This window comes from Halosolutus halophilus (assembly GCF_022869805.1).
GTDB classification, from domain to species: domain Archaea; phylum Halobacteriota; class Halobacteria; order Halobacteriales; family Natrialbaceae; genus Halosolutus; species Halosolutus halophilus.
The window spans coordinates 4,559,554-4,578,630 of the sequence record NZ_CP094974.1 but is presented as its reverse complement, the minus strand read 5'-3'; the positions used below and the strand labels follow the sequence as shown (position 1 = coordinate 4,578,630).

General features: G+C 65.0%; 20 protein-coding genes and 1 tRNA gene. 13 read left to right on the top strand and 8 right to left on the bottom strand.

What is annotated here, in order from left to right; genetic code table 11:
• Positions 1-253: 253 nt before the first annotated feature.
• From MUG98_RS22650 to MUG98_RS22640, 3 genes are all read left to right on the top strand, one after another.
• Positions 254-1,468, top strand: a complete 1,215-nt coding sequence (locus MUG98_RS22650) for a site-2 protease family protein (protein WP_265112508.1) — start codon at positions 254-256, stop codon at positions 1,466-1,468.
• A gap of 165 nt (positions 1,469-1,633) precedes the next feature.
• Positions 1,634-2,671, top strand: a complete 1,038-nt coding sequence (locus tag MUG98_RS22645) for an ABC transporter ATP-binding protein (RefSeq protein WP_265109676.1) — start codon at positions 1,634-1,636, stop codon at positions 2,669-2,671.
• On the top strand, positions 2,671-3,474 hold the full coding sequence (locus MUG98_RS22640; protein ID WP_265109675.1) for an ABC transporter permease: 804 nt from the start codon (positions 2,671-2,673) through the stop codon (positions 3,472-3,474). The genes MUG98_RS22645 and MUG98_RS22640 overlap by 1 nt, the downstream gene beginning before the upstream one ends.
• A 175-nt stretch (positions 3,475-3,649) precedes the next feature.
• Here MUG98_RS22640 and MUG98_RS22635 read toward each other — a convergent pair whose 3' ends face one another.
• A complete protein-coding gene (locus MUG98_RS22635) occupies positions 3,650-4,666 on the bottom strand; it encodes an NADP-dependent oxidoreductase (RefSeq protein ID WP_265109674.1) in 1,017 nt (338 codons plus the stop codon).
• Positions 4,667-4,862: 196 nt separating this feature from the next.
• Between MUG98_RS22635 and MUG98_RS22630 the strand changes: the two genes are divergently transcribed.
• Positions 4,863-5,570 (top strand): carbonic anhydrase, encoded by a 708-nt coding sequence (locus tag MUG98_RS22630; RefSeq protein ID WP_265109673.1) that lies wholly within the window; start codon positions 4,863-4,865, stop codon positions 5,568-5,570.
• A 47-nt stretch (positions 5,571-5,617) separates the two neighbouring features.
• Here the strand turns inward: MUG98_RS22630 and MUG98_RS22625 are convergent, their stop codons facing one another.
• Entirely contained in the window at positions 5,618-5,812 is a 195-nt protein-coding gene (locus MUG98_RS22625) for a hypothetical protein (protein ID WP_265109672.1), read from the bottom strand.
• Between the two features lie 160 nt (positions 5,813-5,972).
• On the opposite strand from MUG98_RS22625, the gene MUG98_RS22620 reads away from it, so the two are divergent.
• From MUG98_RS22620 to MUG98_RS22590, 7 genes are all read left to right on the top strand, one after another.
• On the top strand, positions 5,973-6,191 hold the full coding sequence (locus tag MUG98_RS22620) for a hypothetical protein (protein ID WP_265109671.1): 219 nt from the start codon (positions 5,973-5,975) through the stop codon (positions 6,189-6,191).
• A gap of 120 nt (positions 6,192-6,311) precedes the next feature.
• On the top strand, positions 6,312-6,506 hold the full coding sequence (locus tag MUG98_RS22615) for a cold-shock protein (protein WP_005554588.1): 195 nt from the start codon (positions 6,312-6,314) through the stop codon (positions 6,504-6,506).
• Positions 6,507-6,615: 109 nt separating this feature from the next.
• A complete protein-coding gene (locus tag MUG98_RS22610) occupies positions 6,616-6,981 on the top strand; it encodes a cupin domain-containing protein (RefSeq protein ID WP_265109670.1) in 366 nt (121 codons plus the stop codon).
• A 126-nt stretch (positions 6,982-7,107) separates the two neighbouring features.
• Positions 7,108-8,217, top strand: coding sequence for a FecCD family ABC transporter permease (locus tag MUG98_RS22605; RefSeq protein ID WP_265109669.1), 1,110 nt, complete (start codon positions 7,108-7,110; stop codon positions 8,215-8,217).
• Complete coding sequence (locus tag MUG98_RS22600) at positions 8,217-9,068, top strand: ABC transporter ATP-binding protein (RefSeq protein WP_265109668.1); 852 nt, start codon at positions 8,217-8,219, stop codon at positions 9,066-9,068. The genes MUG98_RS22605 and MUG98_RS22600 overlap by 1 nt, the downstream gene beginning before the upstream one ends.
• Positions 9,069-9,122: 54 nt before the next feature.
• A complete protein-coding gene (locus MUG98_RS22595) occupies positions 9,123-10,250 on the top strand; it encodes an ABC transporter substrate-binding protein (RefSeq protein WP_265109667.1) in 1,128 nt (375 codons plus the stop codon).
• Between the two features lie 105 nt (positions 10,251-10,355).
• The gene (locus MUG98_RS22590) at positions 10,356-12,422 is read left to right on the top strand and encodes a DEAD/DEAH box helicase (RefSeq protein WP_265109666.1); all 2,067 of its coding nucleotides are present in this window, start codon (positions 10,356-10,358) and stop codon (positions 12,420-12,422) included.
• 342 nt (positions 12,423-12,764) lie between these two features.
• On the opposite strand, the gene MUG98_RS22585 is transcribed toward MUG98_RS22590, so the two are convergent.
• On the bottom strand, positions 12,765-13,499 hold the full coding sequence (locus MUG98_RS22585) for a Yip1 family protein (RefSeq protein ID WP_265109665.1): 735 nt from the start codon (positions 13,497-13,499) through the stop codon (positions 12,765-12,767).
• A gap of 174 nt (positions 13,500-13,673) precedes the next feature.
• The gene (locus MUG98_RS22580; RefSeq protein ID WP_265109664.1) at positions 13,674-13,931 is read right to left on the bottom strand and encodes a pro-sigmaK processing inhibitor BofA family protein; all 258 of its coding nucleotides are present in this window, start codon (positions 13,929-13,931) and stop codon (positions 13,674-13,676) included.
• A 93-nt stretch (positions 13,932-14,024) separates the two neighbouring features.
• On the opposite strand from MUG98_RS22580, the gene MUG98_RS22575 reads away from it, so the two are divergent.
• Positions 14,025-14,097, top strand: a tRNA-Pro gene (locus MUG98_RS22575).
• 385 nt (positions 14,098-14,482) lie between these two features.
• On the opposite strand, the gene MUG98_RS22570 is transcribed toward MUG98_RS22575, so the two are convergent.
• From MUG98_RS22570 to MUG98_RS22555, 4 genes are all read right to left on the bottom strand, one after another.
• On the bottom strand, positions 14,483-15,298 hold the full coding sequence (locus tag MUG98_RS22570) for a hypothetical protein (protein ID WP_265109663.1): 816 nt from the start codon (positions 15,296-15,298) through the stop codon (positions 14,483-14,485).
• A 98-nt stretch (positions 15,299-15,396) separates the two neighbouring features.
• On the bottom strand, positions 15,397-15,747 hold the full coding sequence (locus MUG98_RS22565) for a DUF7979 domain-containing protein (RefSeq protein WP_265109662.1): 351 nt from the start codon (positions 15,745-15,747) through the stop codon (positions 15,397-15,399).
• Between the two features lie 301 nt (positions 15,748-16,048).
• Positions 16,049-17,140 carry a hypothetical protein gene (locus MUG98_RS22560; RefSeq protein WP_265109661.1) on the bottom strand — a complete coding sequence of 364 codons (1,092 nt, stop codon included), beginning with the start codon at positions 17,138-17,140 and terminating at the stop codon, positions 16,049-16,051.
• A 437-nt stretch (positions 17,141-17,577) separates the two neighbouring features.
• Positions 17,578-17,844, bottom strand: a complete 267-nt coding sequence (locus MUG98_RS22555) for a HalOD1 output domain-containing protein (protein ID WP_265109660.1) — start codon at positions 17,842-17,844, stop codon at positions 17,578-17,580.
• A gap of 281 nt (positions 17,845-18,125) precedes the next feature.
• Between MUG98_RS22555 and MUG98_RS22550 the strand changes: the two genes are divergently transcribed.
• A complete protein-coding gene (locus MUG98_RS22550; protein ID WP_265109659.1) occupies positions 18,126-19,076 on the top strand; it encodes an AAA family ATPase in 951 nt (316 codons plus the stop codon).
• Position 19,077: the final 1 nt, after the last annotated feature.

Here is a 19,077-nt window from a genome sequence, read left to right as displayed (position 1 = left end):
AATATCACACTGTCTGAAACGTGTCGATCGTTTCCGGATCCGTGTACGACAAACCGCCCGTCTGCGGACTGTCTACGGCCCGATCCGCGAGCGTCGCGATCGCTCTCCGCCGCCGACGCTCCCGGACCGTATCTGTGGGACCTGACAGGTGACGGAGTGCCGTCGAACGTGAGACCGACGAAGGGCGGACGGTGACCTCCCCCGTCGTTGCAGCAGCGTGTTTAAGGTTCCGCCACCGATAGCATTCGGTATGATGAAGAGTTTCCGGATCGGGTCCCTGTTCGGCATCCCGATCAAGCTCGACCTCACGTTCTTGCTGGTGCTCCCGCTGTTCGCGTACCTCATCGGGGCCCAGATCCAAGAGGTTGCCGACCTCCTGAACGAGTTCCTCGGTGCGGGAATCGACGTCGGAACCATCACTGCCGGTTCGATGCCGTGGCTCCTCGGGTTCGCCGCAGCGATCGGCCTGTTCGTGGGCGTGGTCCTCCACGAACTCGGCCACTCGTTGACCGCCCAGCGGTACGGGTTCCCGATCGACTCCATCACGCTCTGGCTGTTCGGCGGGATCGCCGCCCTCTCGGAGATGCCCGAAGACTGGCGACAGGAGTTCACCATCGCCATCGCGGGCCCGATCGTCTCCGTGCTGGTCGGTATCGGTTCGTTCGCACTCTTCTCCGTGACGCCCGAGGGACTCGGCGGCGCACGGTTCGTGCTCGGCTACCTCGCCGTCCTGAACGTCGCACTCGCGATCTTCAACATGATCCCCGCGTTCCCGATGGACGGCGGACGGATCCTCCGGGCGCTGCTCGCCCGCGGGCAGCCCTACGCCAAGGCGACCCAGCAGGCCGCCAGCATCGGAAAGCTGTTCGCGATTTTCATGGGCCTGTTCGGCCTGCTCGCGTTCAACATTATCCTCATCGGCGTCGCCTTCTTCGTCTATATCGCTGCCTCGAGTGAGGCCCAGCAGGTGACGATGAAGGCTGCCTTCCAGGACGTCACCGTCAGCGACATCATGACGCCCGCGAGCGATCTCCACACCGTCGAACCGGACACCTCGATCGCGGATCTGATCCAGCGGATGTTCACCGAGCGCCACACCGGGTATCCGGTCGTGGACACCTCGACGAGGGGCGAACGGCTGGTCGGTCTCGTAACGCTGACCGACGCTCGCGAGATCGACCCCGTCGAGCGCGACGCCTTCACCGTCGAGGACGTGATGACGACCGACCTGAAGACGATCACGGCGGATTCGGACGCGATGACCGCGATCGAGCGCATGCAGGAGGACAATATCGGACGACTGCTGGTCGTCGATCGGGGGGACGATCGGTTCGGTGCCCACTCGCGCGCCGCCGAAGACGGCGATCTCGTCGGGCTGATCTCGCGATCGGATCTGATGACGGCCCTGAACATCGTCCAGGAGAGCGGCGCCGAGAACCTCACCGGGCGACCACGGGCCGCGGACTGAACGCCGCTGGGTCGGCGGTGATCGGCTTCGGATCCGCCAGTACCGACGATTGCGGCCACCGATCGCGTGAACCGCAACCCTCAGACTTGCACAAACTCGGCACAACCCATACCGCGAGTTCCGAGTCCGACATCGTTAACCGCGGCCGGGGCCGATTCCCAGCCGATGCCACCGGCCATAGAGACGACGGACCTCGTGAAGGAATACGGCGATTTGCGCGCGCTGCAGGAGCTCTCGCTCACGGTCGAGGAGGGGGAGTTCTTCGGCCTGCTCGGCCCCAACGGCGCGGGAAAGACGACGTTCATCAACACGCTGGTGGGCCTCGTCCGCAAGACCGGCGGCGAGGCGCGAGTCTTCGGCTACGACGTCGAGGAGGACTACCGGCAGGCCCGCGACGCGATCGGGCTCGCGCCACAGGAGTTCAACGTCGATCGGTTCTTCCCCATCAAGGAGGTGCTGATGCACAAGGCCGGCTACCACGGCGTCCCGAAAGCCGAGGCCGCCGAGCGCGCGGACGAGGTGCTGAAACGGGTCGGGATCTACGACAAGCGCCACGAACGGTTCGACTGGCTCTCGGGCGGGATGAAACGCCGGCTCCTGCTCGCACGAGCGCTCGTCACCGAACCCGACCTGCTCATTCTGGACGAGCCGACCGCCGGCGTCGACGTCCAGCTCCGCCACGACCTCTGGGAGTTGGTGACCGAACTCAACGAGGAGGGGACGACGATCCTGCTGACCACCCACTACATCGAGGAGGCCGAACGCCTCTGCGATCGCGTCGCGATCATGAACGAGGGCCGGAAGGTGACCGTCGCGACCCCGGACGAACTGAAACAGCGCGGCACCGATACGATCGCCGTCGGGCTCGAATCCGCTCCACCGATCGCGCCAGATCTCGGCACCTACGCACACGAAACGACGGTCTCCGGGGATCGGCTCGAGGTCCGCGTCGACGACGGCGGGTCGACCGCGCCCCGCTTGCTCAACGACCTCGAGGCCACGGGTCACGAGATCGTCGATCTCGAGATCACCCGGACCTCGCTCGAGGAGATCTTCGTGGATCTCACCGAGCGCGACGATCGAACGGTGACACGATCCTCGGCAGAGAGTGCGGGCAACGGAGACGACGCCGGCGGGAGCGAGACGGAGTCGCCGTCGAGGCCCGAACGGGAGCAGGAACGAGAGCAGGAGGGGGTCGCCTGATGCTGTCCGTCGGCTTCCGCGCGCTCTTCCGGCGCGAAGTGTTGCGGTTCGTCCGCCGGCCGAAGAACACGTTCATGCCGCCGGCGATCACGAACGTGCTCTACTTCGCCGTCTTCGGGGTCATTCTCGGCGGCCGGATCCAGGAGATCGCGAACTTTCCCTACATCCTCTTTATCGTGCCCGGACTCGTCGTGCTGGGTGCGATCTCGAACGCCTTCGAGAACGCCTCGTTCTCGATCTTCCACGGCAGGTGGAACGAGTACATCCACGAGACGCTGACCTCGCCGCTATCGTACGTCGAGATGGTCGTGGCCTACGTCGGTGCCAGCGCAGTCCGAGGGATCATCGTCGGTGTCATCGTCGCCGCCGTCGGCCGACTGTTCGTTCCGATCGGTATCGAACACGGCCTCTACCTGGTCGCCACGATGGCCGTCATTACGGCGCTGTTCGCCGGGTTCGGCATCATCGGCGGTCTCGTCGCCCGCGATTTCGACGATCTGACCGTGATGAACCAGTTCATTCTCCGGCCGCTCGTGTTCTTCGGAGCCGTCTTCTACTCCCTCGAGACGTTCGACTACGCCTGGCAGGTGAACCTCTCGCTGCTGAACCCGATGGTCTACATGGTCGACAGCGTCCGGTTCGGACTCCTGGGCTACTCGGATCTGATCGCGGTCGGCATCTTACCCGGTCCCTACGCCGACCTCGCGCCGCTCGTCTCGCTCGCCGTGCTCACGACGTGCACCGTCATCGTGCTGGCGATCGACGTCTACCTGTTCAAGACCGGGTACGGACTGACGGACTAGGATCGATCATGGCCGGTCGGCGGCCCCCTCGTCTCGCCGAAAACACAGATCGGGCTCGTTCAGTAGCGGGAAAGAAGATCTCACCGTAGCCGTGGGCCGACAGTCCCCGTACGCGGGCGCACGTTATATCTAAACGGTCGACTCTTGGTGATATCTAAAGCCGACGGTCGACTGCTCAGTCGCCGCGTTCCGCGACCTCGACCAGTTGCTTCCCGATGTTCTCGCCCTCGAACAGGCCCATGAACGCGTCGGGCGCGTTCTCGAAGCCCTCGACCACGTTTTCGCGGTAGTGCAGTTCGTCCTCGCGGACGAACGTCGAGAGCCGCTGGAGGGCCTCGCCCCAGCGGCCCTCGTAGTCGCGTACGAGGAACCCCTCGACGCGGGCGCGCGACTCGATGAGTTTGGCGAGCTTGCGGGGCCCGGTCGGTACCTCGGTCGCGTTGTAGATCGAGATCTGGCCACAGACCGCCACGCGCGAGCGGACGTTCAACAGGGGCCAGACGGCGTCGGTGATCGGGCCGCCGACGTTGTCGAAGTAGACGTCGATTCCGTCGGGACAGGCCTCGGCCATCGCCCCGGAGAGGTCGTCGGTGGCCTCGTAGTTGATCGCCGCGTCGAAGCCGAGGTCGTCGGTGAGCCACTCGATCTTCTCGTCGCTGCCCGCCGTGCCCACCACGCGCGCACCGGAGAGCCGCGCGAGCTGGCCGACGACCGAGCCGACCGCCCCGGCCGCGGCGGAGACGACGACCGTGTCGCCGGGTTTCGGTTCCGCGACGTCGAGCAGCCCGAAGTAGGCCGTCACGCCGGGCATGCCGAGTACGCCCAGCGCCGTCGAGATCGGACCGTGATCGGGGTTCACCTGTCGCAGTTCGTCGCCGTGTGCGACCGCGTGTTCGGCCCACAGGAGTTCGCCCGTGACGACGTCGCCGGCCTCGAGGCCGTCGTAGTTCGATTCGACGACCTCTCCCACGACGCCCGCCTTCATCGGATCGCCGACGTCCCACGGCTCGGCGTACGACTCCGCGTCGCGCATCCGCCCGCGCATGTACGGGTCGACCGACTGGTAGAGCGTCCTGACGAGGACCTCGCCCGGCCCCGGTTCGGGTCGATCGATCGTGACGAGGTCGAAGTTCTCGCGGCTCGGTTCGCCGACGGGACGGCTCGCGAGTCGCCACTGCCTGGTGTCTGCCATACTCGGTCGTCGCGTCCCGCACAGGTGAATATTGGTATCCCGGAACCCGTTCGCCCCGGACGGCCCGTGGGAGCGCGATCGGCGTCTGCGGATCGCGATCGGGGGCCTCGAGACTCCCGCGTGGCGATCGGCGAACCCGTCGCGAAACGTGAGTGAAAAGTAACGACTTTGGATCCGGTACGCGGAGAGTACCCGTATGAGCACGGCCGACGACGAGAGCGTCTTGCACGAGTTGCTCGCGGGGAACGACCGTCACGTCGACGGGCTCCCGGACGATTACTTCGCGGCGGTCCAGACCGGACAGGAACCCGACGTCGTGTCGGTGTGCTGTTCAGACTCCCGGGTCCCGCAGGTGGGGATGTGGGGCGTCGACGAGCCGGGGACGGTGTTCACGCCGAGTACCATCGGCAACCAGGTCTGGGACGTCGACGACGGCGAGCGGATCGTCGACGGTGGCGTCCTGTACTCGATCCACCATACCGGGACCGACGCGGTCGCCGTCGTCGGCCACACCGGCTGTGGCGCGGTGACCGCCGCCTACGATGTCGCGACCGGCGCGGACCGTCCCGGCCCGCGGGGCGTCGACAAGTGGGTCGACCTACTCGTCCCGATCGTCGAGGAGGCGCTCGAGAGCGACGCGATCGATCCCGACGACGACGACGAGACGGTGATCAACCGGCTCGTCGAGTACAACGTCGACCGCCAGACGCAGTTCCTCCGGGAGTCCGACGACGTCCCGAGGGACGTCGACGTCTACGGCTTCGTCTACGACTTCCAGGGCGTCTACGGCGACGATCACGGCCGGGCGTACCTCGTCAATCTGAACGGCGAGGCGGACCCCGATCGGATCGCCGACCGGCTACCCGGGGAGTACGAGCCGGCGGTTCGCAGGCTCCGCCACTGAGCGATCGGCGGCCATCGATCGAGAACGGCGTCGGGCCGGTCACGCGGTCAGGGTCCGTCCGCGTCACCGAAACACTGGCTGCACCTGCTGGCGGACGACTCGCGCGTCGCTCGCTCGACCGAGATCAGCCGCAGGGAGTCGTGAGAGACGTGCGACGCCGCGCCACAGTACGTTCGAAAGTCCGTCTCTCCGAGTTCGTGCTTGTGAACCTTGTTCGTGGCTTCGTTCAGTACCCCATCCATGCTATTTGGTACCAACACCCGATGTCATAATACCCCGGGCTGCCGATCGGGATTGGAGACGACGGAATCGGAGACGCCGGGATCGGGTGCCGGGCGGTGGCGCGGGCCGCCCGGCACCGCGGTCGGTACCGTTTTGCCGACGCCGCGGGAACGAGACGGTATGAAGGAGTTTCTCGAGACGGACACGGGCTTTTACTACGCGATCGGCCTCTTCATTATCGCGGTGTTTTGCGTCGGACTCGCGGCGCTGGCGATCGTCGACCCCGACGCCGTCGGGTCGCGCGAACTCGTCGGACTCGTCGGCGGTTTCTTCCTCTTCATGCTGGTCTATTTCGTCTCGGTGACCGTTCACCGGCTGGAGGAACGCGACGGTATCTGACCCGTTGTTTCGACGACGTATTCTGGCAGTATCGAGCGCAAAGCGCCCTCTATGACCCGAATTCCGAGATTGAGCCGAGTCGGTGGGTTTATCAGTATCGGGCTGTTCCCTTTAGAAGCAATGGCGAAAGGAACCGTTGATTTCTTCAACGACACTGGCGGCTACGGATTCATCGAGACTGAGGACGCGGACGACGACGTGTTCTTCCACATGGAAGACATCGGCGGCCCGGACCTGGAAGAAGGACAGGAACTCGAGTTCGACATCGAGCAGGCCCCCAAGGGCCCGCGCGCGACGAACGTCGAGCGCCTGTAAGGCGGAATTCGTAACGGTATCGGCACTTGACTGCAGTATTTTACACCCCCGAGCGACGGCGCCGGCGAGAGCGTACAACGTTTAGTGGCCGCGCCACCCACCCACGAGTATGCCCGACCCACTGATCCGATCGAGCGACGAGATCGAGTACGAATCCGTCGACGCCGCCGACGGCCTCGAGAAAGGCGTCCTGATCGACGAGGACGACGACGCGCCGAACTTCGCGATTCGGCGGTTCGTCCTCGAGGCCGGTGCTGAAGTGCCGAAGCACACGAACGCCGTCGAACACGAACAGTACGTGCTCGAGGGCGAGTACACGGTGGGGATCGAAGACGAGGAGCACGAGGTCGCGGCGGGCGACTCGCTACTGATCCCCGCCGGGACGGTCCACTGGTACCGCAACGAGGGCGACGAACGGGGCGCGTTTCTCTGTGCCGTGCCGAACGGCGACGACGCGATCGAACTGCAGGAGTGAAGGCGGTCGCGCGGCGAACGGCCACCTGACCGGGTTCGAAACGGCTCACACTCCTCCGTCGGCGGCAGTCGCTGGATCGTCCGACAATCGCAACGACTTTAGGCGTTTTAGGACTACCTAAATTCGATGGAAGCAGCGCAGTCGGTCGGCGGACACGCCTCCGATCGAGAACGAGAGGGATGGGTCACGGGGACGCTCGTCCTCTTCTGTCTGGCGAGTACGGTCGTCACCGTCGTGGCCGGGCTCGTGCAGGTGAGTTTCGGCGAGTACTCGATGACGTTCGTCGAAGCCTGGACGGCGGTCTTCGACCCCGAAGTGGTCTTCAATCTCGACGTCTGGTCGGCGTTCCTGTTCGGAACGGAGTTGCCGAATATGACCACGTCGAGCGTCGTCGTCTGGAACCTCCGGCTGCCGCGGGTGGTCGTCGGTATCATCGCCGGCGCGACGCTCGCGGTCTCCGGCGCGATCTTTCAGGCCGTGACGCGGAACGAACTGGCGAGTCCGTTCGTGCTGGGAGTTAGCTCCGGCGCCGGATTCGCCGTCCTGGCGACGCTGGTCGTCTTCAGCGGCCTCGCGCCGTTCCTGCCGTTTATCGCAGCCCTGGGCGGGACGATCGCGTTCCTGATCGTGTACACGATCGCCTGGAAGGGCGGGACGAGCCCCGTCCGGCTCGTGCTCGCGGGGGTCATCGTCAACATGGTCTTCCAGTCGCTCCAGCAGGGGCTGTTCTTCTTCACGGACGACCTGGGCGTCGTCCAGACGGCGATCGCCTGGATCACCGGATCGCTCACGGGGACCGGCTGGGAGGAGGTCCGGATCGCGATCCTGCCGGCGATCGTCTCGATCGGGATCGCGCTCGCCGGCGCGCGACAGTTGAACGTCCTCATGCTGGGTGAGAGCACCGCCCGATCGCTCGGCATGCGCGTCGAGCGGGTCCGGTTTTCCCTCTCCGCCGTCGCTATTCTGGCCGCCAGCGTGGCAATCGCCGTCGCTGGCGTCGTCAGCTTCTTCGGGCTCGTCGTCCCCCACATCGTCCGGAATACGGTCGGCGGGGACTACCGACGGCTGATGGTCGGATGCGTCTTCGCCGGCCCCGCACTGCTGGTCACCGCCGACGTCGGCGCTCGACTCGCGCTGGGGGGTACCCAACTACCCGTCGGCGTCGTCACCGGACTGATCGGCGGCCCGTACTTCCTCTATCTGATGCGCAAGCAGCAAACCATGGGTGAACTCTGATGGGACAGCAACGGGGATCCACGACGCGGGAACAGATCACCGACACCGATGGCGTTGCGATCGAGAGCGCGCTCGTCGGCGACGGACTCGAACTCAGCTACCCGACGAGCGAGGAGACGATCGTCGACTGCGCGCGCCTCGACGTCCCCGAGGGGGCGGTGACCGCGCTCGTCGGTCCGAACGGCAGCGGGAAGAGTACGCTCCTGAAAGCGCTCTCGAACCACCTCGAGCCGGACGCGGGAACGGTCCGGATTCACGGCGAGGACCTCGACTCGTTCGATCGGAAGGAACTGGCGCGTGAACTGAGCGTGCTCTCCCAGGAGAACGACTCGCTCGGCTCGATCACCGTCGAAGACCTCGTCTATCACGGCCGGTATCCGCATCGAGGGTTTTTCGACGGCGTCAGCGACGAGGATCACGAGGCGGTCGACCGCGCGATCGAGCTGGCGGGAATCGACGGGATCCGGAACGCCGAACTCGAACAGCTAAGCGGCGGTCAGAAACAGCTCGCCTGGATCGCGATGGTGCTGGCCCAGGACACGGACGTCCTGTTGCTCGACGAGCCGACGACGTTCCTCGACGTCCACCACCAGTTCCGCGTCCTCGAGACGATACGCCAATTAAACGAGCGGAAGGGCGTCACCGTGGCCATCATCCTTCACGATATCTCGCAGGCGGCTCGCTTCGCGGACTACCTGATCGCCATGCGCGACGGCGAACTGTACGACTGGGGGCCACCCGAGGAAGTCGTGACCGAGCAACTGCTCGCCGACGTCTTCGGCGTCGAGGCCACCGTCGAGTACGAGCCCGAACTGCAGGTGCTGCCCAAGCGAGCGTTGCCCGACCGGTAACGGGGGCGCTCGCAGTCGGAAGAGTTTTGTATTTTTAGGTCAGCCTAAAAACTGATGAGTGACCAGCGAGTCTGGACGCGACGGAACGTCCTTCGAACGGGTGGCGCGATCGCCGGGGTAAGCGCGATGGCCGGCTGTACCGGCAACGGAAACAGCGGGGACGACGGAACCGGCGGTGAGTCGGACGACGGAGCGCACACGGTGACGATGCCGCCGGTCGGCGAGGTCGAGTTCTCCGCCGTGCCCGCGACGTGGGCCGCCAATAACGGTAGCTGGGCCGACATGGGGATCGCGCTGGGGCAGGAGCCGCCCGAGGCCGTGTACCTCACCAGCCGGTACCACACGCAGTACTACGACGACATCCCGGACGTGAGCGTCGACAAAAGCGACATGACGGCGCTCTGGGCGGGAGGCAGCCTGGACCCGGAGGACTTCCTCGAGGTGGGAACGGATGCGGACGTGTTCGTCATAGATCCGAACTTCATCCTCGGGCGAACCGACAACTGGGAGCAGGAAGACATCGATCAGATAGAGTCGGCGGGAACACCCTTCTTCGGTAACAGCATCTTTTCGCGTGGCTACGAGTGGCACGACTACGACTATCTCACGCTGTACGAGGCCTTCGAGAAGCTGGCTCAGGTCTTCCAGGAGGAAGAGCGCTACGAGGAATTCGCCGCGCTCCACGACGAGTTCCAGTCGGCGCTCGACGATATCGTCCCGCCGGAAGACCAGCGGCCCTCGGTCGCGATCCTGTGGCCGAACGGCGACGGTACGTTCCTCCCGTATCTCATCAGCGAGGGGACGAGCTTCAAACAGTGGCGCGACCTCGGCGTCCGCGACGCCCTCGCCGAGACCGATGTCGACGACTTCCACAGCTCCCGCGGTCAGGTCGACTACGAAACGCTGCTCGAGATCGATCCCGATGTCATCCTGTGTCGCGGTCGGGAAGCCTCGAGTGCACAGGAGTTCCAGAACACCGTCGTCGCGAGCATGGAGGACGATAACGCGGGCAGCCAGCTGACGGCCGTCCAGAACGGCGACGTCTACCGCGGCGGCCCGCTCTACCAGGGCCCGATCACGAACCTCGTCGTCACGCAGCGCGCGGCCGAACAGGTCTACGACGTCGACGAACAACTGTACGATCCACAGGACGTCTCCGACATCGTCAACGGCGACTTCTAGGCGATCGGTCGACATCTCCGCCACGGATCCACGTTCGGCCCGACCGTCGTGGCCGACGCGCCCGAGTCCGAATCGCTCAAGTAGATCACGCCGCTATTCGGGATCGTGTCGAAGCAGGTCCAGGACGTCGAGACGATCTTCTGTCACGAGACGGGTGACGACTACCTCGTCGTCGTCGAACGGGATGGTCAGCGGCTGTTCCGGGCGAAACTCGGACTCTCGGAGACCTCGGCCGGCCCCCGGCCCGCGAAGTTCCGGCTCAAACAGGGCTCGAGCGAGGAGCCCCGGCAGCCCGACGAGTTCGTCGAACTCACCCGCCGAGCGAAGCGGATCCGCATCTCCGAGCAGACCTCGCCCGAGGGGCGGCGCGAATTGCGGGAGATGTTCGCCGGCTACCAGCTCGCGGACAAGGCCAAGGCCGTTCGGACCTGCCGCTACTGCGCCTCCGCGGGCCGGTACTCGCCGATCACCACCGAGACCGCCGTCAAGGACGACGAGGACTGGATCTGCCGCGACTGCGCACGCCAGGAACTCGAGCGACAGCTGACCTACTCCGGCAGCGGACGGGTCACCGGCGCCGCCAAGGAGCGCCTCGAAGAACTCATGCTCGAGGTTCAGGACCTCGATCGGATCGTCAACCTTCTGAAAGGACAGCTCGATCCCGACCTCACGAAGTTCGATACCATCTCGGCGACCACCGACGAGGTCGACCCCGTCCGGGTGGACTCGCTGAACCTGCACCCGGGGCTGCAGAACCTGCTGGAGGATCGATTCGAGACCTTGCTTCCCGTCCAGAGTCTCGCCGTCGAGAACGGACTGTTCGAGGGCGACGACCAGATGGTAGTGTCGGCCACGGCGACAGGGAAGACGCTGGTCGGCGAGATGGCCGGGATCAATCGCGTGCTGAACGGCAAGGGGAAGATGCTCTTTCTCGTGCCGCTGGTCGCGCTCGCGAACCAGAAGTACGAGGACTTCAAGGACGAGTACGGTCACCTCGTCGACGTCTCCATTCGCGTGGGTGCGAGCCGGATCAGCGACAACGGCAACCAGTTCGATCCCAGCGCCGACGTGATCGTCGGCACCTACGAGGGGATCGACCACGCCCTGCGGACGGGCAAGGACATGGGTGACATCGGGACCGTCGTCATCGACGAGGTCCATACGCTCAAAGAGGACGAGCGGGGCCACCGCCTCGACGGCCTGATCTCGCGGCTCAAGTACACCTGCGAGCAGCGGGCGACGCGACGGGACGACTACACCGGTGCGCAGTGGATCTACCTCTCCGCGACCGTCGGCAACCCCGAACACCTCGCGAAGTCGCTCGAATCGACCCTCATCGAGTTCGAGGAGCGACCGGTACCGATCGAGCGCCACGTCACCTTCGCCGACGGCCAGGAGAAAATGCGGATCGAGAACAAACTCGTCAGACGGGAGTTCGACACCGAGTCCTCGAAGGGGTATCGCGGCCAGACGATCATCTTCACGAACTCCCGGCGGCGCTGTCACGAGATCAGCCGGAAACTCGAGTACTCCTCCGCGCCGTACCACGCCGGGCTGGACTACGGGCGCCGGAAGAAAGTCGAGCGCCAGTTCGGCGACCAGGACCTCGCGGCCGTCGTGACGACCGCCGCGCTCGCCGCGGGCGTCGACTTCCCGGCCTCGCAGGTCGTCTTCGACTCGCTGGCGATGGGCATCGAGTGGCTCTCCGTCCAGGAATTCCACCAGATGCTCGGGCGGGCTGGCCGGCCCGACTACCACGACACGGGCAAGGTGTACGTCCTCGTCGAACCGGATTGCGCCTACCACAACTCGATGGAGATGAGCGAAGACGAGGTCGCGTTCAAACTCCTGAAGGGGGACATGGAGTCGGTGATGACCCACTACGACGAGGACGCCGCCGTCGAGGAGACCCTCGCCAACATCACCGTCGGCGGCAAGGCCGCCAAGGCGCTCAACGATCGGATGCTCGGCGACGTCCCGACGAAACACGCGATCGGGAAACTGCTCCAGTACGACTTTATCGACGGCTTCGAACCGACGCCGCTCGGGCAGGTCGTCACCGAACACTTCCTCGATCCCGGCGAGGCCTTCACCCTCCTCGACGGTATCCGAAAGGACGCCCACCCCTACGAACTGATCGCGGACCTGGAACTGCGCGACGAGGACCTGTAGTTCCGGCTGGATCCGGTTCTCGGGACTCGTCGCGAGGCCGAACCGGCGATCCGTCAGAACCCGTTTCGCTCCTGCTCGTCGTCGGAAGGGGAACGGCCGAAACTCGACGTTTTCGCCGTCCAGCACGGGCGCGAGCCCACGGCAGACCGGCACGGTTCCGTCTACTCCAGGAGCGATCGATCCCCAGCGAAAGTCTCGCTCGTCCAGTCCACGCGGCAGGATCCGGACGTGTGCCGAAAACGTCGTTCCGCCGGGGAGGACGCGATCGGAATCGACGCGAGAAAGACCGGGGCTGGATCACGCTGGCTCGGCTCGGCCGGGACAGTCCGGGTAGCCCAGCCGTTACGCGATACTCAGAAGGGTGAACATTCCCAGCGGGACGGCCACACCTATCGCGGCCGCTCCCCGGGAGATGTCCGCTTCTCGAGTGAGTCCGCCGGTGAGCAGGTACCACTGCCAGCCGGCCGTGACGAGGAAGACGGCCAGGAGAACTGGTTCCACCGGGGCCATCGCCGCCTCCAGCACAGCGACCCCTCGCTCGGGTTCGGTGATCGTCACGTCGGCAAGGGCGACGCGCAATCCGACGAGTCCGGCCGCGAGCCGAAGGAACTCCGGCAGCGCCGCCCAGCCCGCGAGTGCCAGTGTTCCCGGGAAGGACGGCGTGCCGCCCATGAACCGCCCGGCGGCGTACAGCACCACCCCGCCGACGATCCACGGGACGAACGGCCCGACCAGCGCGACCCAGAGGTAGTCGTAGACCGCCTCCCGGACCAGCGCGCCCGCATCGCGTTCGATCGTCTCCGGTTCGTCGCAGTTCTCGCCCAGGATCGAGTTCGGATCGTCCGGGTGCTGTTCGCAGATCCCTTCGGGCGGTCGATCGGGGTTGTCCATCGTTACCGTCGCATCGATCGCTCCGGCGAGCATCGATCCGACGAGCAAGATTCCACCGACGAGAGCGAGCGCGTACAGGACGACCAGCCCTGCCGCGATCGGGAGGGTTTCGGCCGGGGGCCGTTCGTCGAAGAACGTCGCCGGCGATACGAGGAGTTGCCAGAACGTGTAGCGAACAGGGACCATCGTACGCGAGTGTCTATCAGTTGTACATGAAACTCTTTCTCATCTGACTGGAACGTGACGAGACGATCGCAGTGACCAGCGCTCTCCGTCTCGATCACGTGCGCTCTCGCCGTGTCTCACTCCGTTCCGACGATCGATCGCGGCGGAGGGCCCGGATTGCGCCGGGAGGGGCGCTCAGGGGACGAAGGCGATCCCGAACAGCGACAGCAGGATCACCAGCACCGAACCGGGGACGCCGCCGATCGCCACGATCACGAGCGCGATCGGGGTGACGGCGATCGAGAGCCCGAAGACGACTTGCGCGAGGAACAACACCAGCAGTCCGACGGCCGCGTTGACGATGAAGGGGCGGACGGTCTCGATGATGGTCGAGGCCCCGAGCACGAATACGAGGACCAGAACCAGCAGGAGGATTTCGATTCCGGTAGCCATACCTGACTGTACGTTCTGGCCGGGTAAAGCGTTGGCCACTGTACCCACAGCGTAACGAAACCCTTTATGGCATCCGGGCAAAACGGTGGGTACGGGATCGTGGGTTAGCCTGGTATACTTCGGGCCTTGGGTGCCCGTGACCCCGGTTCAAATCCGGGCGATCCCATACGGTATATAAGTAAAGCGGGAAATTTTGCCGCTTTGCAGTCACCGTTCACACACCGATCGGCGACCGCTTTCTGGAGGTGGTCATGATGTCGGTAGAGTTCCGATCGGGATCGGTGACGGTAACAGTGATACCGGCACTCCCGTCGTAGAGTCGACCGTGCTGTGAACCAGTCGAATCCGGCTGTAGCTGTGCAACCGTGTTAGCGTGGGAGTGGGGCGGCAGGGAGCAGGAGTTCGGTTCTGTCACAGCCGGGGGTTATGAAGTGGTTCCCTGCCGTACTTCCTTGGTACGTGTACACACAGTTATGCGTGACTCCAAAGCAGTTTGGAATAACAAGTGCACTAATAAGTGTGGACTCGCCGCCCGCGTTACACGCGCCACCTCAGTGGACCACGTCGCTATGGGGAAAGAGTTCCCGTTCCGTTCGCTTCGCCTCTCGGCCCTCTTCGACGAGGGTCGGTTCGGTGATCGGCTCCGAGAACCGATCGGGATCCGGCTCCACGGACGTGAGCACGTCCGAAAAGACCGATCCGCGCCGGCCGCCCGCCGCGACGATGCCGCCGTACTTGCGCTCGTCGAACGAGGACTCGTCGGGGTGGGGAAACTGCTCGCGGATGATGTCCGCCGTCTCGCGGACGTAGGCCGCCGCCTGCCGCTGTGAGTACAGGCTTTCCTCGTAGTACGTCTCGGCGTGCTCGTCGTCCAGATCGTCGGTCGAGTGCTCGGGCGACTCGTAGACGACGGATTCGGGCGTCGTGTACGCGCTGGCAAAACGGATGTTCACCGTGAAACTATCGGGATAGCGCAGGATGAGCGGGGAGAACAGCATGTCCGTGACGGTGGTCCGCTGCTGGATCCGCCAGAGACCCTCGACGTAGTACGCGATGAGCGCACCGATCCGATCGTCGCGCTCGCCGCGGTGGTACGCGATCGCCGCTTCCTCGTAGTCGTCACCCGCGATCCGACGGAGTCGACGCTCGAACGTCTCGGCGAGGCGATCGAGTTCCGCCTCGTAGGCGGCCAGCAACGGGACGTCGGGGTCGGCGAGCAGGTCTGCTTTCCGCTCTCGGGCATCCGCGACGGCCATCATGTTCCGGTGGAACATCCGCTCGGCGTCCTCGTCCGGGAGCGGCGTTCTGACCGCTCGCCGGTGCAAAACCCTCGTGTCGCCGTTGAATCGGTCCTGTTGCTCACTCATGCGATGCGACGGTGATGCGGCTGGACAGCGGTTGCGAGGCGAATGCACGGCCGTCTGGCGGATTTTCACCACCTCCACGGCCGGGATGGAACCGGGAGTTACTCGCTTTCACAGCCCTCACCCGTGTACGTCAACAGGACGTGCGTCTCGTTCTTGTATGTGACGTCGTAGACGGCTGTCGTGTCCCAGTACCGGAATTCCGGGGCGTTCAGGCTCTGATTCGTGGTTTCGTAGTAACCGTCGGTGACGGCCCGGTCGAACACCTGCTGTGCCTCGCTGCTCAGGTTCTCGTAGCGGTACGTTTCGATCGTCGCACCGTAGTCGGCCGACGACTCGACCACCTCGTGCATCAGGTGACACGCCGGCGTCGATGCCCGATCGGCCGTACAGCCAGCGACGACGCCGGAGATGGCGAGACCAGTCACAGCGAGGACCGATTGGCGGTTCATACCACCGTCTCCGGCAGAAGCGAGTAAATGCTTTCTCCAAACTCACACGCCGATTTCACCGATTCCGATTCGCGACGATCGTCCCGAAGCGGGTCGCTCGCGTCGACGGGGGCAGGACCGGCCACGGCGTCCAGCGCCGGGATACTGCATCGTCCTCGACGAACCAGTACCCGTCACAGTTCGTCGCTCCAGACTCGCGGTTCCGATCGGGACGCTCGGCCGAGAGTTACCCGTTGGGATCCACGTTGAATGTGGGCGATCGCTGTGTACGTTGGCTCGCGATCGCTGTTGTCGCAGGGAATCACCCTGCGGTGCGATCGTCGATCGTCCACACCCGTTCCGCGGTGATCGACCCGTCGTCACCGATCACCCAGGCGATAATCGGACAGCCGTGACAGCCGCCGTCGAGAGTGAGCGAAGCGGTGTCTTCGGCACCGCTCACGTCGCTCACGCCGAGGATGCGGTCCGCGTGCCCGAGCCACCAGACGACGCGGTCGATGGCGCCGTCTGGGTGGGAGACGGTCAGTTCGAGTTCGGTCGTCCCATCGCGACCGACGCCGATCGATTCGTCGATCGGTTGGCGCTCCTCGATGACCGGCGCTGCGGTCCCATCCGGTGTCACGCGGACGTTCCAGATCGCCCGATAGTTCCGCTCGTCGCCGTCGACGGCCGCAGTTACCTCGTAGGTCCCCGGCGATTCGAACGTGTGGGTCAGGTACTGTGTGCCCTCCCGGCTGTAGTAGGCGGCGTGCCAGGGCCCCGCTGCGTGCCCCTCGTACGCTTCGTCGACAAACCAGTGCGTTCCCCCACCGTACTCGTCGAGGGTGTCGGATTCGACTTCGAACAGGACCGCTGTGCCGGGCTGAACCGCGATCTCTCGACCGGGCGTCGTCTGCGCGGCGTCCAGTTCGTCGACGGCGAGCACGTCGATCGTGCGTTCGGCCGCGGCGTTCGCCGTCTCGATTCGGACCGACAGGTCGTCGGGTTGGGCGACTGGATAGGTCCGATACGTACTGTGGTCGAGCGTCTCCGTTTCACCGGGTGCGATCGTCGTCTCGATCGTCGCTCGCAGCTCGCCGCCGATGCGCTGTTCGACTTCCGGTCGGATCGTCGTCTCGCCCCTGTTCTCGACGGCGGCGGTCACCTCGAGCACGTCCCCGCCCTCGACTGGCGCGTTCGTCTCGATGATCGTCACGCACACGTCGCTCGTCGGGCTCGTCGGGTCGGTCGTCGCGTCGTCCTCGTCAGTCGGACTCGTCGGGTCGGTCGTCGCGTCGTCCTCGACACCGAACACGTTCCCAGCGCCCAGTGAGAGGACGCTCAGCGTTGCGGTGCCGCCGGAAAGGTACGATCGCCGGTCGAGCCTCGGGTCGTCTGGATCGTTTCCGTCCATGACAGGTCGAGCCAACAGAGACGTGACCTTGAGTATGCACCGCCGGTCGCTGTCCACGAGGACTTCATCCGCCTCATTACAGCTCGCAGCGTTCTTACTACTTCCCTGGTATCTCCGATATCCACACTGTTTCGGACGGTCGTCGGCGACTGCACTCCGAGCGAAAACCGACGGGCTGCGCGAGGGGAACCGCTACTCGAATCGTCCCGCAAATAGAACGGCGTACTAACTGAACGTTCGAGTGACTGTCAGACCGCCCTATGAGTGCGTCACCGATCGCTCGGACGTCGATCGGACCGACTGAGAACAGGTCGGTCAACCCGCTGGTCAATCGTTCCACCATCTGCTCGATCACGAGGAACGACGCGAGCCGTGACCGACGGGAATGGCATCGATCACGGCGTCGTTATCGGCGGAATCTCACGCCGCAGCGGGCGTTACGCGGCTTCTTTCTCCGAGCACGTGGCCGGTTCGGGATCGAGAATCGAGACGTCACCGTCGCCCTCGACGCGAACCGTGTACCCCCGGTACGGAAATTCGACCGTTGGGGAGACCGCATCGGGCGTGGACGATCGAAAGAGCGAGTCGAGTGCCTCCGTATCGATGGCGTAGTGAAGTGGTGGCTGGAGGTTCTCGGGTGAAACGCCTTCGTGTTCGGCGATACGTTCGACGACTGTGAGACTGAGTGGTTGCCCCCGATCCATACCCGTCGCTGCCAGACTTACGTATATAAAATCAGGTGATCTTCTACTGACGCGCGTCGGCCGAATGTCTGACAACCGGAAGCCACGCACGGGGAGTTTCCGATCGACGATCGAATTCCAGCGGCCGAGCGCGATCGACGCCGGGGCGCGGGTAGCGTCGGAGCCCCTTCGGAACCTCCCAGCACGGGACGTCGGGTAGCGCTCCCGATCCCGGACGGCGCACCTGTCACTGGCGACGGACGATCGGTAGTTCTGTGTAGCCTGCCGACGGTGGACGGCACATGGATATCGACGATGCCGCCGAAACGTGCGCGGCAGTCATCGACGCGATCGAGGAATCGGTCGTCAGCGATCGGGCGTTCCTCGAAACCACGCTCCTCGGCCTGCTCGCTCGCGGTCACGTGTTACTCGAGGACGTGCCGGGGACGGGGAAGACGCTCACTGCCCGCAGCATGGCGACGGCACTCGGACTCTCGTTCTCGCGGGTCCAGTTCACGCCGGACCTGCTCCCCGCGGACGTAACCGGGACGCACGTCTTCAACGAACAGCACCGGGAGTTCGAGTTCCGGGAAGGGCCGATCTTCAGCAACGTCGTCCTCGCGGACGAAATCAACCGCGCACCGCCGAAGACCCAGAGCGCGCTGCTGGAGGCGATGGAAGAACGACAGGTGACCGTCGGCGGTGAAACCCGATCGCTGCCGGAGCCCTTTTTCGTCATCGCGACGCAGAACCCGATCGAACACGAGGGCACGTTCGCGCTGCCGGAGGCGCAGGTCGATCGGTTCCTCGCGAAGACCAGCATCGGTTACCCGAGTTTCGAGGGCGAGACGTCGCTCCTGAAGCGTCGCGCGGACCGCCACGAACGGAGTCCGTCCGTCGAGGCGGTGCTGACGCCCGATCGGGTCGACGACATCAGGCGGGTCCCGGAGACGGTGCGGGTCCACGACGACCTGATCGACTACATGATCGAACTCACGCGCGCCACGCGATCGGACCGCCGGGTGGCCGTCGGCGTCTCACCCCGCGGCTCGCAGCGCCTGTTCGAAGCGACCCGGGCCCGTGCGGTGATCGAGGGCCGCGAGTACGCCACCCCCGACACCGTGAAACGGGTCGCCCGTCCCGTGCTCACCCACCGGCTCGTCCTGACGGCGGACGCCAGAGTCGACGGCGACGAGAAGGAGGCCGTCGTCGAGGACGTGCTCGCAGAGACGCCGGTACCGACGGTCGACTGAC